The sequence below is a fragment of the Bacillus sp. AY2-1 genome (assembly GCF_008368965.1).
GTDB lineage: Bacteria > Bacillota > Bacilli > Bacillales > Bacillaceae_G > Bacillus_A > Bacillus_A thuringiensis_S.
In genome coordinates, this window is the sequence record NZ_QPEL01000009.1 from 1 (window position 1) to 17673 (window position 17673).

Genomic DNA, 17673 nt, shown 5'->3' on the forward strand with positions numbered 1-17673 from the left:
CACTTATTATTATTCCATTATTAATAATATGTGCATTTGCTTTTCATTACTTTTTCCTAAAATCAGACAGTGTATTTTCTAGTACGGGAGATGCATTATCACAATTCAGTTTCTTTACATTCCTTTTACAACACGCATTTAAAGATGGAAATTTATTTTGGTCTTGGGATTATGGCTTAGGTGGAGATTTATTCGGAGAATTTAGTTATTACTATAGTACAGCACCATTTTTCTGGCTTACGCTTCTACTTCCTAAACTAAATTTTGACCAAATCTTTGAGATGAAACTATATATGAGCATTTTAAAAAGTACATTAGCTATGTTATTCATGTATGGTTCTTTACGTTATCACAATAAAACTATTTTTTCTTCTCTCATTTCTGCCATTATATATGGAGGATGTGTAACTTTCATTCGCCATTCTTTATTATGGGATTTCATGGCAGATGCTATAGTGTTTTTACCTTTAGTACTATGGGGATTAGATAAATATATTTTAGAGCGAAAAAAGGGATTATTCCTGTTTGCAACAGCACTTATGCTTGCATCAAATTTCTATTTCGCTTTCATTACTAGTATTTTTATCTATATTTATGCCTTTTTCCAATATTTCGCTACACAGCAGAACAAAACAATTAAAACATTTATAATTTATTATATTAGAATTGCTTTTCTATATGCTTTATCACTAGGTTTATCTGCTGTTTGCTTTATACCATCTGTAAATGGTGTATTTAGTTCCGATCGACTCGCTACAAAATTTACTATACCGTTATTTTTTGAAGATACGTTTTATAAAAACTTAATGGAAAGTATCTTTTTCATTAATAATACAGAGGATTATCAGCTTGCATTCCCTGTTTTCATCCTCTTCCTTATTACTAGCGCGCTTCTAATACGCAATAAACTTGTCACAAATAAATTACTCTTTACTGGGTTTATGTTAGTGCTATATATGCTTCCATATACGTATTCCATATTTAATGGCTTTTCTGCTATGCAATACAGATGGTTTTACTTATTTGCATTTGTGGTTGCGCAAACTGTCGCCTACATTTTAGATTGGATGCTGCTTCACAAAAAGAAGGTCAATTCTTTAATAGGTCCTTTGCTGGCAACAGCACTATTTATTTACGCATTCTATAGAAAAGTAAATATAAACGCACAGCCGCTACAAACGATTGATAAAATTTTAATTTGCACTACTGTATTATCCATTATTACAATATTACTATGGCGCTATTTATCAAAAGTAGCCCTACAATGTTTCATTGTATTAAATGTACTCGTCAATGTAATATTTATTAATTACTTCTATTCAGATTTTGCTCTTAGTAAACACTTTAATCAAGCAGGCGTGACAAAAGAATCATTACATGGACCAGGTCTTGATAATAAGGATGAAATTGAAGCAATTCGTTATATACAAAATCAAGATAAAGATTTTTATCGAATTATCAATCCAAACAATAATTATAAAAATACGCCTATGTTGCAAGGTTATCATGGTACAAGTACTTATCAAAGCTTAGTCAATTATCATATTCATGACTTTATGAAGAATAAGTACAATGTTTTCCAAGGATATGATAGCCCATCTATGTTCTTCCAGTTAGATAAACGATTATTCCTTGAGAACATGCTAGGGGTAAAATATTATGTACTAAGTGACGGTGCTAATAAAACCGAAATTCCTTATGGCTATAAGCATTTACAACAAGTAGGTCCTTACAACATTTATAAAAATGAATTTGCACTACCATTAGGCTATGTATACGAAGCTGGAATAAGTGATGAAGAATTTTCAAAACTTAATTTTGCCGAGAAAGATCAACTTTTATTAGATGCTGTAGTTGTAAATGATGTTGGAAGTCTTCCACTAAAACAATTTAATACAAAACAGCTAGATTCAAAACAAATTAAGATTAATCCAAATAAAATGAAGTGGGAAAATATAGAGAAAGAGAAAGATATACTCACTGTTCATGAAAATGGGCGTATAATAGTACCTATTGATAATAACGATATGTTAGGTGATCTTCTTGTTGAAATTAAAATTAGAAATATAAACAAGGAATCATTTGGGGTTACCGTGAATGACAAATCTATGATAAAAGGTAATGAAGATGGAGCTTATGCTTATCCTTTAGAAAGATTTGTTTACAACTTAGGAAAAGATGCGAAGCCAACCGAGCTAATCATTTCTATTCCTACTCCTGGTCAATATGAGTTGAAAGACTTACAAATCAACAGTACTAACTATCAGACTATCCCGAAAAAAGTAAATACTTTAAAAGAAAATAGTCTACAAAATATTTACTATGAAGGTAACTCCTTAAAAGGTGATATTAATTCTACTAAGGATGGATTGCTATATTTATCGGTACCGTATAGTAAAGGATGGTCAATAAAAGTTGACGGTAAAGAAACAGAATTTACGAAGGCTAATTCCGCCTTTATTGGCGTTCCTATTTCCAAAGGGCAACATATAGTTGAAATGAAATACGTCACACCTTATTTCAAAATGGGTCTCGTTATTTCTATCATTTCATTTATCATTTGCATCTCGCTTCTAGTTCTTGGAGATCCGAAAAGATATTCAAAATTAAAAAATCGTTTTAAAAAAAGTTATTAAAGTAAAGTGAAGTAAAAGTTGAAGATCATTGCTTCACTTTTACTTCATGCCCAGTTTAAAATTACACCTAAGGAGGTCCTAACATGACCCTTTCAATAGTAGTACCATGCTACAATGAAGAAAAGGTGCTTCGAGCCTTTTATTCAGAGACTTCTCTTGAAATTCATAAATTAACTACCGATTATGAATTTGTTTTTGTTAATGATGGTAGTAAAGATGATACATTAAATATTTTACGTGATTTAGCTAGTTCAGATTCATCAGTACACTATATATCGTTTAGTCGAAACTTCGGAAAAGAAGCTGCAATGTTAGCTGGCTTAAAATACGCTACAGGCGATGCAATCGTTATTATGGATGCTGACTTACAACACCCTCCTACGTTAATAAAAGAACTGTTAGAAGGATATAACGATGGCTACGACCAAGTCATTGCAAAAAGGACAAGAACTGGTGATTCACCCGTTCGCTCTTTCGTCTCTCGTCTTTACTATAAGGTGATGAATAAGTTTGTAGATATTGAATTAGTAGATGGTATTGGTGACTTTAGACTTTTAAGTCGAAGAGCAGTGGATTCATTAGTATCCTTAAGTGAGTACAACCGATTTTCAAAGGGCTTATTCTCTTGGATTGGTTATAACGAATTAATTATTGAATATGAAAATGTATTACGTTCTGATGGAGAAAGTAAATGGACCTTCTCGAAATTATTAAATTACGGAATTGATGGTGTAATTTCATTCAATAATAAACCGTTACGCCTATCTATATATCTTGGATTACTAACAACCATTTTTGGACTTTTATATGTAATCACTACGTTCGTTCAAATTATCCTTGGTGGTGTGGAAGTTCCTGGTTACTTTACTCTCATTTCCGCTATACTATTTATTGGCGGTATTCAACTCATATTCCTAGGTGTTATTGGTGAATATATCGGTCGTATTTATTATGAAACAAAACGTAGACCGCATTTTATTGTAGCTGAAAAGAAAGTTAGTGAAGTTAAACAAAAGGCATAACAAAAAAGTTACTTCTGTAGGTAGAAGTAACTTTTTTATATACTAACATTTACACACCCTTTTTTTGCATAGATATAATCATTTCTTTTAGCCCATTATAATACGAAGTTTTTGGTATATCCCCGATATACCTCTCATATTTCTCCCCGCTTAATACAACTGGTTTTTCCGTCAAATATAGCATTTCCATAAATTCTTTCATCTGCTTATCAAACAAACCAATAAACTGGATCATTCCTCTTTTTACAGTTATTACTCGTTTCGTATATCCCGTTAATTCCCGTATGTGTTGAATCATTTCCTCACCTGTAATAACACCATAACCTGGTATGTTCCAATTTTGTCCATAGGCCTCATCATGTAAAGCTAATTCAACCATTGCTTTTGCACCATCTGGTGTAAAAATATATTCACGGGCAATCTTTTTATCTCCAACAAAGCTAGACATTTTATTTGCAAGTATTCCCTTTAATGTATGATGAACAAGTGTGCTTTCTGCATTTGGACCATAAAAGTCTGGGAAATGAGCAATAAACATTCGTACATTAGCTTGTTTTGCCATCTCTTCAAGTTGTAAACGAATCTTCCCTTTCTTTGTGTGTGGTCTTTTTTTAGCCTCTTCTTTTACAAGCCCTTCCCCTTGCCTTCCATACGCATAAATATTATCAACTATCCCTAGTTTGATACCGTAATGTTTCGATACCTCTAATATGTTTATTAATAATTTCTCTTGCTGTTTCTCCCAATCTGAATACGGAATATTTACAACATGAAATATAATATCAACATCTTTAGCAGCATTCATTATATCCTCTTTTACAAATACATCGCCGGCTACAACTTCTACATGTTTGTTCCCAGAAAATAATGCACCTAATCTCTCCTTATTTCTTGCAAAAGCAACCACATGAATCCCTCGGCCACATAATTCGTTTACAATTGCATAACCCATTGAACCAGAAGCACCTAATACTAAAGCCTTTTTCATTATAAATCCCCTCCTAAATTAATTAACCACTGTTCAATTAATATTAAAAAGAAAATCACTTACATAAGAAGCGATTTTGAAATAAACTCTACATGTACCTTAGCCAAACCTTGTAGTTCTTCAAACGTTTGGCCACTTCTGCAATAATGTGCTACAAATCCATGTAATGATAAAAAAACAGACCATATTATCATCGCATTTAATTCCCCATCACATAAAAAAGAAATAACCTTCGCAAATTTTTCATAACTAACATTAGGACTATTTGCCAAACACTCTTTTAATTCGGCATCTTTAATTAAAAACATAATTTCATAATGACTCTGATTTCTTAGACCAAATTCAATAAAACCGAATAAAACTGCTCTTAGTTGCTCTTCTCTCGATAACTTTTGATTACAAATTTCATCTAACTTTTTGTTTAATAATTGAAAATCCTGTTCCACCATTGCGTAAAATAGCTCTGCTTTGTTTTTAAAATGATAATAAATCGAACCATGGCTATATCCAAGTTCTGTTGCAATTTTGCGCATTGAAGTATGTTGATATCCTTGTGCTATAAATAGCTCCCTAGCTACATTCATAATCATTTCTCTTGTTAGTTCTTGTTTAACTGCTTTCCTTGGCGACATATTTCATACCTCACACATATAATTAACCACTGTTCAATTATATTATATATTTTCAGAAAATTAATGCAACCCTTTTTTTGAAAAAATATACATTTTGAAATGATGGCATTATATGAAAGAATTTAGTATCATGATTCAAGGTACTATTTCAAGTTGGACGGAGGATACTATGAGCTTATTAACAGTTGAAAAATTAGGACATACATTTGGCGATCGTACATTATTTAAAGATGTATCTATGCGATTATTAGCAGGTGAGCACGTTGGATTAGTTGGTGCAAACGGTGTTGGTAAATCAACATTTATGAATATCATTACTGGTCAGCTTATTCATGACGAAGGTCGTGTAGAATGGACACCAGGCACACATTACGGTTACTTAGATCAGCATACGGTTTTAACGCCTGGACGTACAATTCGTGACGTACTAGCGGATGCATTTTTACCGTTATTCGAAAAGGAAACAGCTTTAAATGAAGTTACAGAAAAAATGGGAACTGCTACACCAGAAGAACTAGAAGAACTTCTTGAGCAAATGGCAGAAATACAAGATGCACTTGAAGCAGGTGGTTTCTATTTACTAGATATGAAAATTGAAGAGGCTGCACGTGGTCTTGGAATTGATGCTATTGGTTTAGATCGTGATGTTTCAGCACTAAGTGGTGGACAACGTACAAAAGTATTGCTTGCAAAGCTATTACTTGAACAACCAGAAGTGTTATTGCTTGATGAACCTACTAACTATTTAGACGTTGAACATATTCATTGGTTAACAACTTATTTAAAAGAATACCCACATGCATTCTTATTGATTTCTCATGATACGGAATTTATGAACAAATGTGTTGATGTTATTTTCCATCTAGAATTCACAAAAATGACACGCTATACAGCGACATATGAAAAATTCCTAGAACTAGCAGAAATCAATAAAAATCAACATATAAACGCTTATGAAAAGCAGCGCGAGTTTATCAAAAAGCAAGAAGACTTCATTGCAAAGAACAAGGCTCGTTATTCAACGACAGGTCGTGCAAAGAGTCGTCAAAAACAACTTGATCGCATGGAACTTATTGATCGTCCGGAAACAGCAATCAAACCTGAATTCTCATTTAAAGAAAGTCGTGCAAGTAGTCGCTTCGTCTTTGAAGGTGAAAATGTAGAAATCGGATATACACATCCGCTACTACCAAAGTTATCAATGACAATTGAGCGTGGTGAAAAAATTGCTATTGTTGGATGTAATGGTGTTGGTAAATCAACGCTACTAAAAACAATCTTAGGTAAAATTAAACCTTTAAACGGTAAAACAAGTCTTGGTGACTTCTTAGAGCCTGCATACTTTGAGCAAGAAGTTAAAGCTGATAATATAACACCAATTGATGATGTATGGAATACATTCCCTGGCCTAGACCAGCATCAAATTCGTGCGATGTTAGCAAAATGCGGATTAAAAAATGAACATATTTCTCGTCCATTAAGTCAATTAAGTGGTGGAGAACAAGCAAAGGTTCGTTTATGTAAGCTAATGGGTGAAGAAAGTAACTGGCTACTATTTGATGAGCCGACAAACCATCTTGATGTTACAGCAAAAGAAGAACTTAAGAAGGCTATGAAAGCATATAAAGGAACAATTCTCCTTGTATGTCACGAACCGGAATTCTATGAAGATTGGATCACAAAGGTTTGGGATGTAGAAAAATGGTCTCAAAATAGTAAGTAATCTTTAATAAAAAACTCCTTGTGTAGACAAGGAGTTTTTTATTAAGAATTTTTTATATTGTAGTATCCTATAAGGCGTAAGCGAAATTCTTTTAATTCCGGATAAACCTCTAAATTTGCTAACATACCTCTAATTACCGGAATTCTTGGATTAAGCAATCGCATTTCCGCCTCTAAAACATCTAATGTTACTAGCAGCTCATCGTCCTCTAATTGATCAGCTAGAGTACGCTTAAATCCAATAATTTCTTTTAAAAAATGCTCTTTAACCTGTTCCTTAATGAGCTCTGATTTACAAAGAAATTCTCCAAGCTTTTCTTCGTGTAAAATAGGTTCTTCCGAAGATTCTACCAAGCCATCTACTAAATTATCTACTCTTTTTAAAATAAAAGCAGAGACGTAAGATAAATCAATTTCTGTTGCTTGTAAAATAATTAATTCTAAATACCCACGGCATATGCCTTCCACCATAATTACTAAATCCAATAAATATGGCATAATCTTTTCACCATAAATGGACAATAAACTATTTCGATAAAATGCATGAGACTCTAACTTCATCCGCATCATAAATTCTTCCACTTCTTTATTAAACGGAATCGCATTTTCTCTCGCATGCATAATAATAAACTCTTTATGCTTTTGTATATCATTAAACTGACAATGTAATTGTTTTGCAAATTTTTCACGTGGTAACAAAGACTCTTGCTCAATATCCAGCATTTTCTTTTGAATTTTGTCATAATAATATCGAAGTGTCGCTAATAAAAGCTCATCTTTTGATTTAAAATATAAGTAAAAAGCTCCCTTAGATATACCACTAGCTGTCACAATTTCCTGCACTGATGTCGCATTTACACCCTTATTAGCAAATAACTTCATAGCCGATTCTATAATTAAACGCTCTTTTTCTTTCATATCTTCTCTCCTAAATTTAATCTCGCATCTTATTATGGATTTATTATACCATCTCTTTTTATTGACGATTGACCAACTGGTCAGTTATATTATGTATTAGACTGACCAGTTGGTCAATATAATACAAAGGGAGCGCAAACATGAACAAAATCATCAATTTCTCGTTAAAAAATAAGTTCGCAGTTTGGCTACTAACCATTATTGTTACTATTGCGGGAATTTACTCTGGCCTCAATATGAAGCTGGAAACAATTCCTGATATTACAACACCGATTGTGACAGTAACTACGGTCTATCCTGGTGCTACACCAGAAGAAGTAGCCGATAAAGTTTCAAAGCCGATGGAAGAACAACTACAAAATTTAAGTGGTGTTAACGTTGTTAGCTCATCATCTTTTCAAAACGCATCTTCTATTCAAGTAGAATACGATTTTGATAAAAATATGGAAAAAGCAGAAACAGAAATTAAAGAAGCTCTCACAAATGTAAAGCTCCCTGACGGTGTTAAAGACCCTAAGGTTTCACGAGTAAACTTCAATGCTTTTCCTGTTATTTCGTTAAGCGTAGCAAGCAAGAATGAATCTTTAGCTACCTTAACTGAAAATGTAGAGAAAAATATTGTACCGGGCTTAAAAGGACTTGATGGTGTTGCATCTGTTCAAATTGCAGGTCAACAAGTAGATGAAGTACAGCTCGTCTTCAAGAAAGATAAAATGAAAGAACTAGGACTAAGTGAAGATACTGTAAAAAATGTAATTAAAGGATCGGATGTATCTTTACCACTTGGCCTATACACGTTTAAAGACACGGAAAAATCAGTTGTTGTAGATGGCAATATTACAACGATTAAAGCATTAAAAGAACTCAAAATCCCAGCTATACCTTCATCACCTAACGGTCAAGGTAGTCAAAATGCTGGCGCTGGTGCACAAACGCCGCAAATGAATCCAGCTGCTATGAACGGAATTCCAACAGTTACATTAGACGAAATTGCTGAAATTAAAGAAGTTGGGAAAGCAGAATCCATTTCTCGAACAAATGGAAAAGAAGCAATTGGAATTCAAATTGTGAAGGCCTCTGATGCAAATACAGTTGATGTTGTAAATGCAGTAAAAGATAAAGTAAAAGATCTTGAGAAAAAATATAAAGATTTAGAGATCATTTCAACATTCGACCAAGGTGCACCTATTGAAAAGTCAGTTGAAACAATGCTAAGCAAAGCAATTTTCGGTGCTATCTTTGCGATTGTTATTATTATGCTGTTCCTACGAAATATTCGAACAACGTTAATCTCTGTCGTTTCAATACCACTTTCGTTATTAATTGCTGTTTTAGTCATAAAGCAAATGGATATTACGCTTAACATTATGACGCTTGGAGCAATGACAGTTGCTATAGGCCGTGTTGTTGATGACTCAATTGTTGTTATTGAAAATATTTACCGACGTATGTCGTTATCAGAAGAGAAATTGCGCGGAAGAGATTTAATTCGTGAAGCTACGAAAGAAATGTTTATTCCGATTATGTCTTCTACCATTGTGACAATCGCTGTATTCTTACCGCTAGGACTTGTAAAAGGTATGATTGGTGAAATGTTCTTACCATTCGCCTTAACTATTGTCTTCGCTTTATTAGCATCATTACTAGTAGCTGTTACAATCGTACCGATGTTAGCTCACTCTTTATTTAAGAAAGAGAGTATGAGAGAAAAAGAAGTACATCATGAAGAAAAACCAAGTAAATTAGCAAATGGGTATAAACGCATACTTGCATGGGCTTTAAATCACAAAATTATTACATCAAGTATCGCTGTCCTTCTATTAGTTGGTAGTCTCGCACTTGTGCCAGTTATCGGTGTAAGTTTCTTACCTTCTGAAGAAGAAAAAATGATTATCGCAACATACAAACCTGAACCAGGTCAAACATTGGAAGACGTTGAAAAAATTGCAACGAAAGCTGAAAAGCACTTCCAAGATAATAAAGACGTGAAAACAATTCAGTTCTCATTAGGTGGAGAGAACCCAATGAGCCCTGGTCAAACAAATCAAGCTATGTTCTTCGTTCAATATGATAACGACACGAAAAACTTTGAAAAAGAGAAAGAACAAGTCGTTAAAGATTTACAGAAGATGTCTGGCAAAGGCGAATGGAAAAACCAAGACTTCGGAGCAAGTGGCGGTAGTAACGAAATTAAACTATACGTTTACGGAGATAGCTCAGAAGACATTAAGCCTGTCGTAAAAGATATTCAAAATATCATGAAGAAAAATAAAGACTTAAAAGATATAGATTCTAGTATTGCAAAAACATATGCAGAGTACACTTTAGTCGCAGATCAAGAAAAGCTAAGTAAAATGGGCTTAACGGCTGCTCAAATTGGAATGGGACTTTCTAATCAACACGATCGCCCTGTTCTGACAACAATTAAAAAAGACGGTAAAGATATCAATGTATATGTAGAAGCTGAAAAACAAAATTATGAAACAATCGATGACTTAACAAATCGCAAAATTACAACACCACTTGGTAATGAAGTAGCTGTGAAAGATGTTATGACTGTAAAAGAAGGTGAAACATCGAATACAGTAACACACCGAGATGGACGTGTTTATGCAGAGGTTAGTGCCAAATTAATATCTGATGACGTTTCAAAAGCATCTACTGCAGTACAAAAAGAAGTAGATAAAATGGATCTTCCTTCTGGGGTAGATGTTTCTATGGGCGGTGTTACTAAAGATATTCAAGAATCATTCAAGCAACTTGGCCTAGCGATGTTAGCTGCGATTGCCATTGTATACTTCGTTCTTGTCGTTACATTTGGTGGTGCCCTTGCACCATTCGCAATTTTATTCTCGCTACCATTTACAATTATTGGGGCTCTTGTTGCCTTATTAATCTCTGGTGAAACATTAAGTGTATCTGCAATGATTGGTGCACTTATGTTAATCGGTATCGTTGTAACAAACGCAATCGTGCTTATCGACCGCGTTATTCATAAAGAAAATGAAGGACTATCAACACGTGAAGCTTTATTAGAAGCTGGTGCAACACGCGTTCGTCCAATTTTAATGACTGCAATTGCAACAATCGGTGCTCTTATCCCGCTTGCATTAGGATTTGAAGGTAGTGGCTTAATTTCTAAAGGACTTGGCGTAACGGTAATTGGTGGATTAACAAGTTCAACGTTATTAACACTTCTTATTGTTCCAATTGTTTATGAAGTATTAAGCAAATTTAAAAAGAAAAAAACAAAATAACAAAAAAATAACCTCGCTAACTGCGAGGTTATTTTTTATTTCCAAACAAGATTAGGAAATCGCCATAGCCTTCTTTCTCTAATTCCTCTTTTGGAATAAATCGAAGAGCTGCGGAATTAATACAGTAACGAAGGCCATTTGGTCCTGGACCGTCTGGAAATACGTGCCCAAGATGTGAATCTCCCTCTTTACTTCTCACTTCTGTACGTGTCATATTATGACTCACATCCATCTTTTCTTTCACACTTGCTGCCATCACTGGTTTTGTAAAACTAGGCCATCCACATCCACTATCAAATTTATCTAGAGAAGTAAACAACGGCTCACCTGAAACGATGTCTACATAAAGACCTTCCTCTTTATGGTTCCAATACTCATTTCGAAATGGTGGTTCTGTACCATTTTCCTGTGTTACATAAAACTGCATCTCATTGAGTTTTTCTTTTAAATGAACATTATCCTTTGGCCAATGTTGCTTAATAAAAATATCTCGTCCTGAGCCTTTACGATATAACTCATAGCGGAATGTGTTTTTCTTATGATATCCTTGGTGATATTCTTCAGCTGGATAAAATGTAGCTGCTGGTAGTATTTTTGTCGCAATTGGTTTCGAAAAGCGCCCACTCTGCTCAAGCTCTTCTTTTGAAGCTTCTGCTTTTTTATGTTGTTCTTCATTATGATAAAAAATCACCGTTTCATAAGACTGTCCGCGGTCATGGAATTGTCCCCCAATATCGGTCGGATCAATTTGTCTCCAATATATATTTAACAATTCCTCATACGGCATTTTATTTGCATCAAATGTAATTTGTACCGCTTCATAATGTCCTGTTGTTTCCGAGCACACTTCTTTATACGTTGGGTCCTCTTTATGACCGCCTGTATAACCTGAAACAACCTGTATAATTCCCTCCATCTCTTCAAATGGAGAAACCATACACCAAAAACACCCTCCAGCAAATGTAGCCAATTCTACCTTTTCATTTACAGCCATTACTTCACCCCTATTCTATATTCTCCTTACAGTATGTCATAAGAAACATAATGTTATAAAAGAAAAAGCATCGAACATCGATGCTTTTTCTCTACTTCACTTTATTTTGTTCCAACATCCTTCTCCATTTCATCACTTGTCACATCTAAGACATCTAATAAGAAAATGAAAATTGGAATACCGATAATCAGTCCCCATACACCTAAGAAGTGCTCTGAGAAAATTAATACCATAAAAGTATAGAAAATCGGTAAATTTGTTTTTTGCGACATAAACTTCGGATTTAATACGTAACTTTCAAGCGCATGAATAACTGTTACGATAACTAAAATATAAACAACGTACATAATACCGCCAATATTGTAAGCAATCATACAAAGTGGGAATAACGAAATGATAACCCCCGCTACTGGAATTAAGCCAAGCAAGAAAATCATTAACGCTAAACCTAATAATTGTGGGAATCCTAATATCCATAATGCGATAACTGAAAGAACACAGTTAACAACAGCAATTAAAAATTGTGCTTCGATTACCTTTCCAAATGAACGTGCAAATTTCTTTCCGAAGTACTCAATTTCAGTATAGAAAATTGCAAGCCTGCTTTCTTTAAACTTTGCAGTAAAACCAACAATACGAGATTTTTCTAGTAAGAAAAACAAACTCAAAATTAAAGAAAGTAAAACTTGAAGGCCAAATTTACCAACATTCGTAATCGATTTATACAAAATGTCTACGCCTTGTCCTACATATTTAGAAAGCTCCATATGATTGACAGCATTAACTGCATACTTAATTAGTTCACTATCTGGTGGGTTTCTTAAAAATACATTGAATTGGTAAATCAGTTGTGAAATTTGTATCGTCAATACTGGTAAATATTTAAATAGCGTAATAGCAATTCCACCAATTAACATTACATATAGAAATGCTATAATAATTTTTCGATTAATAGGCATGAAATGATCTAATTTGCGGGAAATAAACTTTTGGAATCGATCCATTAAATACGTGAGAATAAACGTAATTAATATTAAATTCAACATACTTTGCAGCCCGTATAACACGAGAGCAAGTATTACTAATACGAGTAACCTCTGAAATCCTTTGCTTTGAAACAGGTTTTTTATTTGCATAATCGACGAATACTCTCTCCTGTCCTATAAACTAAAACGTTAATAAGTAGATTTCTCTCTCTTTTCTACTTTTAATTATTCATTCATATTAAGATTTTTATAAACTCATTATATGCCTACCTTAACAGGTATATAAGTAGCTTACTTCTTATTTTACAATACAATGACCTAATTCAAAACGTATTCTACATAGTATTAATGAAGATTTAAGGAAACTTACATTTTTTTAAATAGGTCTTACCACTACTGTAACATAAAAAGCAAGCTATCAGTAGAAATCTGTCCTACAAATAGCTTGCTTTTCTTATTTTTTAAGTAAGTTTTACTATCCAATGAATGGCATGAACATCGGGATGACAACTACTGTTACAACCCCAACTACCGTTACAGCAATACTTGCCATCGCTGCCTCTACCTCACCCATTTCAATTCCTACTGCAACTCCTAATGCATGGCCCGCTGTTCCAAGTGCTAAACCTTTTGCAATCGGATGCTTAACTCTAAATGTTTTTAAGAATAATGCCCCTAATGCGTATACGATAACTGCGTTGAAAATAACTGCAAACGATGTAATTGCTGGAATACCACCAATACTTTCTGAGATTGGTAACGCAATTGCTGTTGTTGCTGCTTGTGGTAGCATTGAATTCATTACTGCTGTATCTAAACCGATTGCTTTTGCAACAATGAACACGACAATTACTGAGCAAATAGATCCCACCACGATAGCCGATAAAATTTGCCACCAATATTTTTTCAACTTATCCACTTGTTTGTATAGTGGGATAGCGAATGCAATTGTTGCTGGTTCTAAGAAGAAACTAATCATTTTTCCGCCAGTATTATATTCTTCAAAAGTAAAGTTACCTACCTTTAGAAAGACAATCCCTAATACCATCGCTACAAATAATGGTGTAAATAAGAAGAATCCTTTTGAATGCTTGAATAATAACGTTCCGATCCCGTATGCGATTAATGAAACGACGATTCCGAAATATGGAGTCATTGTGCTTGCCATATTCATTACCTCCTAACAATATATAAATGCAATGGTTACGCAACCTTTCCGTGCTTGCGTCCTTTATTTACTACTTTCAATTCTTTTGTATCTTCTGTTTCTTTTTCATCTTTTCCTAAAATAAATTGTGCAAATAATCCTGTTACAGCTAGTAAAATAACTGTTGCTACAACAATTACAGTTAAAATTTGTACAAAATATTGTCCCATTACACCAAGAGAATTAATAACTGAAATACCTGATGGGACGAAAAGGAATCCGATAATACCTGTTAAAGCTGTTCCAAGTGATTCAACTTGCTCCAATTTAATAACTTTTAAACATAATAGACTAAATAAAATAACTAACCCGATTACCGATGAAGGCATCGGAATTGGTAAATGTGTTGCAATAATATTAGAAATTAACATAATAGCTGAGAATATGAATGCTTGTGATAAGAAACTGTATACTTTTTTCGTACTCATTTTGGCCACCTCTTTCGATTTGGTACCTTTATTGTATAAGATGTAAGTAACGAGGTAAGCGTTTACATAACAGAACGTCAAATATACAGAATCAGTTACAAATATAAAAGGATGAAATACAAAAGCTGCTTCTTAAATACGAAGCAGCTTCTTGAGTTCTTTGGCATATGTACGGCTAACAGGTACTTTCGATCCTTCTTTCATGATTAAATTATAAGTAGAATTGAACCATGGCTGAATTTCAGTAATATGATTAATATTTGCAATAAAGCTACGATGGACGCGCATGAAGTTTGCTTGTGGTAACTTCTTCTCTAAAATTACAAGTGTATCATGTGTTACATATGTTTCCCTCATTGTTTTTACTGTTACTTTCCCATCTACAAGCCCTACATATATAATATCTTCAATATTCACAAGTACGATTGATTCTTCAATTGGTAATGCTAATTTATGCATCTCTGCTGTTACATCTGTCCCCTTTATTTCGTGCTTCGTTTCTATTTGCGCTTGTTTTTGTTTTTTATACTTCTTTAATGTTTGCACAATACGCTCTTCATCAAATGGTTTTAAAATGTAGTCTAACGCATCTACTTCAAATGCTCGCAACGCATATTGATCATAGGCAGTAGCAAATACAATTGCAGGTGGATTTTTCATCTTCTTTAATATATTCGCGATTTCAAATCCGTTATCATCGGATAATTGAATATCTAAAAATACAATATCTGGTCTACATTGCATTAGTTCTTCTAATGCGTCTTCCACACAATCAGCCTCACCAACTATCTCAACTTCTTTCGTTCTCTCTAATAAATACTTTAGTTCATCACGTGCTAACATTTCATCGTCAACTACTAATACTTTTAACACCTGGCTCTTCCTCCCCTACTTTTTTTGGAATAATAAAGGTAATCTCCGTCCCTTTATTTAATTCACTTTCGATATGAAGCATGGTTTCTTTCCCAAATAACCCAATAAGACGTTCATTAATATTATATAAAGCTGTTCCAGTCCCTTTCTTTGACGAAACTACCATCTTTCCTAATTGTTCTAAACGTTCTTCCTCAATTCCCTGTCCATTATCTTTTACTTCAAAGTGAACCATACCCTCTTTTTCAAAAACATGCACTTCCACTTCACACACTGGTTGCTTCTTCGGAAAAGCATGTCGCAATGCATTTTCAACCAATAGTTGAAGAACAAATGGTGGTACTAAAGTTGTCTTTAGCTCATCCTCAATATACATCTTTACCTCATACTTATTTGGGAACCTTGCTTGTTCTAGTGATAAGTATGCCTGTACATGGTTTAATTCTTGTTCCAGTGGAATCAATAACTGACGTGCTCCTTGCAAATTACAACGGAAATACACGCTAAGCTGTAATAATAACTTCCTTGCTTTTTCTACATCTGTTCGGCATAAAGCTGATACTGTATTAATCGCATTAAATAAAAAGTGCGGGTTAATTTGCGCTTGTAATGCTTTTATCTCCGCATCTTGAAGTAATTTACTTTGCAACTCAGCTTCTCCTAACTCTAACTGCGTGGAGAATATTTTTGCTAACCCTTCTGCTAATTCTTCTTCAACGCGACTTAACTGGTTAGAATTTTTGAAATACAGTTTTAATGTCCCTATCGTATTTCCATGTGAAGTTAGTGGAATAACAATAGCGGCTTGTAAGGGACAGCCTTCATGTTGGCAATTAATAACCTCACGTGATTTCGCCTTCATTATTTGCCCTGTATGTAAAACTTCTTTTGATAAACCAGTTATTAAACTATGTGAAGGAATATGGTGATCTGATGCTAATCCAACGTGCGCTAATATTTTCTCTGTATCTGTTAAAGATACCGCATCTGTTCCTGTAAAGCGGTGAATAATTTGTGCCACATGCTTACACGATTCTTCTGTTAAGCCTTGACGAAAATACGGTAACGTTTTATCAGCAATACGCAATACTTTATGAGTCTGAAGTGCTTTTGCATTCTCCTCCTGACGCAAAATAGCTTGTATCATAGAAAGTAAAATAAAACTTCCAAAACTATTTACAAGAATCATCGGTATCGCTATTGTTTTCACAACGCTAATTCCATCCTCTATAATTAATAAAATCATAAGCATTTCTAAAGATACGATAAAAACACTTAAAACTGCTGAAAACTTAGGAGTAATTGTACGGTTATATTTTTTGAAAATATATCCGATATAACCAGTTATAATCCCCGCTAAAATAGAAGAGATTGCGCAACTTAGCGCTGTCGTACCACCAAGCATATAACGATGAATACCAGCAATAAACCCTACTCCAATCCCTACGATAGGGCCACCAAGTAAGCCGCTAATACCAACACCCATAATACGCGTATTCGCAATTGTACTTGACGAAGAAACACCTTGTAACCAATTTTCATTCATAATTGTATTTCCCGCTATTTCAATCCCAGTGTAATTGCTTACAATTGTAAATACCGAAAAAATACAAATAAGCTTAAGCTTATCTACATAGCCATCCTGTTTATGAAGGAGGCGCCTGAAAGTTTTAATATGAGAGAGTAAAAATCCTAAAATAACTATAAGTCCGACTCGTTCAATCATCATGAGTACTAAATTTAGCATCTTTGATTCATTCCTTTTTATTTAGTTAGTTTTATTATGGGAAAATAATGAAGCCGACGTCAAGAAGAACGAAATGTTTTTTGAAATATTTCACACATAATAACTTCCTCTTTATTTGACAATCCAATAGAAGAGTGCTAAAAATAAAGTAATATAATACAGTCCTTTAACCCAACCCCGTGAGGTTGAGAAGGAAGTCGGAATACAATATACGTATGTTCTTTTTTGGGGATACGTATGCTTTTTTGGCCTTCTCATCATAT

The 17673-nt window shown here is 33.9% G+C and carries 13 protein-coding genes; 4 read left to right on the forward strand and 9 right to left on the reverse strand.

Features of this window, described 5'->3' with window-relative positions; translation table 11 throughout:
- Together DN403_RS00985 and DN403_RS00990 are read left to right on the forward strand one after the other, a co-directional pair.
- The coding region (locus tag DN403_RS00985; RefSeq protein ID WP_255451745.1) for a YfhO family protein at positions 1–2636 on the forward strand (2636 nt) is incomplete at its 5' end.
- 83 nt (positions 2637–2719) lie between these two features.
- A complete protein-coding gene (locus DN403_RS00990) occupies positions 2720–3658 on the forward strand; it encodes a glycosyltransferase family 2 protein (protein WP_000175828.1) in 939 nt (312 codons plus the stop codon).
- Positions 3659–3707: 49 nt separating this feature from the next.
- Here the strand turns inward: DN403_RS00990 and DN403_RS00995 are convergent, their stop codons facing one another.
- Both DN403_RS00995 and DN403_RS01000 read right to left on the reverse strand, forming a co-directional pair.
- Entirely contained in the window at positions 3708–4646 is a 939-nt protein-coding gene (locus DN403_RS00995; protein ID WP_000709952.1) for an NAD-dependent epimerase/dehydratase family protein, read from the reverse strand.
- Between the two features lie 59 nt (positions 4647–4705).
- Positions 4706–5278, reverse strand: coding sequence for a TetR/AcrR family transcriptional regulator (locus DN403_RS01000; protein WP_000074952.1), 573 nt, complete (start codon positions 5276–5278; stop codon positions 4706–4708).
- 169 nt (positions 5279–5447) lie between these two features.
- On the opposite strand from DN403_RS01000, the gene DN403_RS01005 reads away from it, so the two are divergent.
- Positions 5448–7001: an ABC-F family ATP-binding cassette domain-containing protein gene (locus DN403_RS01005; RefSeq protein WP_002083531.1), complete on the forward strand. Its 1554-nt coding sequence runs from the start codon at positions 5448–5450 to the stop codon at positions 6999–7001.
- 41 nt (positions 7002–7042) lie between these two features.
- Here DN403_RS01005 and DN403_RS01010 read toward each other — a convergent pair whose 3' ends face one another.
- Entirely contained in the window at positions 7043–7918 is an 876-nt protein-coding gene (locus DN403_RS01010; RefSeq protein ID WP_149185272.1) for a TetR/AcrR family transcriptional regulator, read from the reverse strand.
- A gap of 140 nt (positions 7919–8058) precedes the next feature.
- On the opposite strand from DN403_RS01010, the gene DN403_RS01015 reads away from it, so the two are divergent.
- Complete coding sequence (locus tag DN403_RS01015; protein WP_149185273.1) at positions 8059–11175, forward strand: efflux RND transporter permease subunit; 3117 nt, start codon at positions 8059–8061, stop codon at positions 11173–11175.
- 28 nt (positions 11176–11203) lie between these two features.
- Here the strand turns inward: DN403_RS01015 and msrB are convergent, their stop codons facing one another.
- The 6 genes from msrB to lytS form a co-directional block, all read right to left on the reverse strand.
- On the reverse strand, positions 11204–12169 hold the full coding sequence (gene msrB / locus DN403_RS01020) for a peptide-methionine (R)-S-oxide reductase MsrB (RefSeq protein ID WP_074791017.1): 966 nt from the start codon (positions 12167–12169) through the stop codon (positions 11204–11206).
- A 101-nt stretch (positions 12170–12270) separates the two neighbouring features.
- A complete protein-coding gene (locus DN403_RS01025; protein WP_001166011.1) occupies positions 12271–13305 on the reverse strand; it encodes an AI-2E family transporter in 1035 nt (344 codons plus the stop codon).
- A gap of 325 nt (positions 13306–13630) precedes the next feature.
- A complete protein-coding gene (lrgB, locus tag DN403_RS01030) occupies positions 13631–14323 on the reverse strand; it encodes an antiholin-like protein LrgB (RefSeq protein ID WP_000168869.1) in 693 nt (230 codons plus the stop codon).
- Positions 14324–14358: 35 nt separating this feature from the next.
- A complete protein-coding gene (gene lrgA / locus DN403_RS01035) occupies positions 14359–14790 on the reverse strand; it encodes an antiholin-like murein hydrolase modulator LrgA (RefSeq protein WP_000104901.1) in 432 nt (143 codons plus the stop codon).
- A 132-nt stretch (positions 14791–14922) separates the two neighbouring features.
- Positions 14923–15663, reverse strand: a complete 741-nt coding sequence (locus DN403_RS01040; protein WP_000921847.1) for a LytR/AlgR family response regulator transcription factor — start codon at positions 15661–15663, stop codon at positions 14923–14925.
- On the reverse strand, positions 15641–17410 hold the full coding sequence (gene lytS, locus DN403_RS01045) for a two-component system sensor histidine kinase LytS (protein ID WP_000933559.1): 1770 nt from the start codon (positions 17408–17410) through the stop codon (positions 15641–15643). Before lytS ends, DN403_RS01040 begins: the two co-directional genes overlap by 23 nt.
- Between the last annotated feature and the right edge of the window lie 263 nt (positions 17411–17673).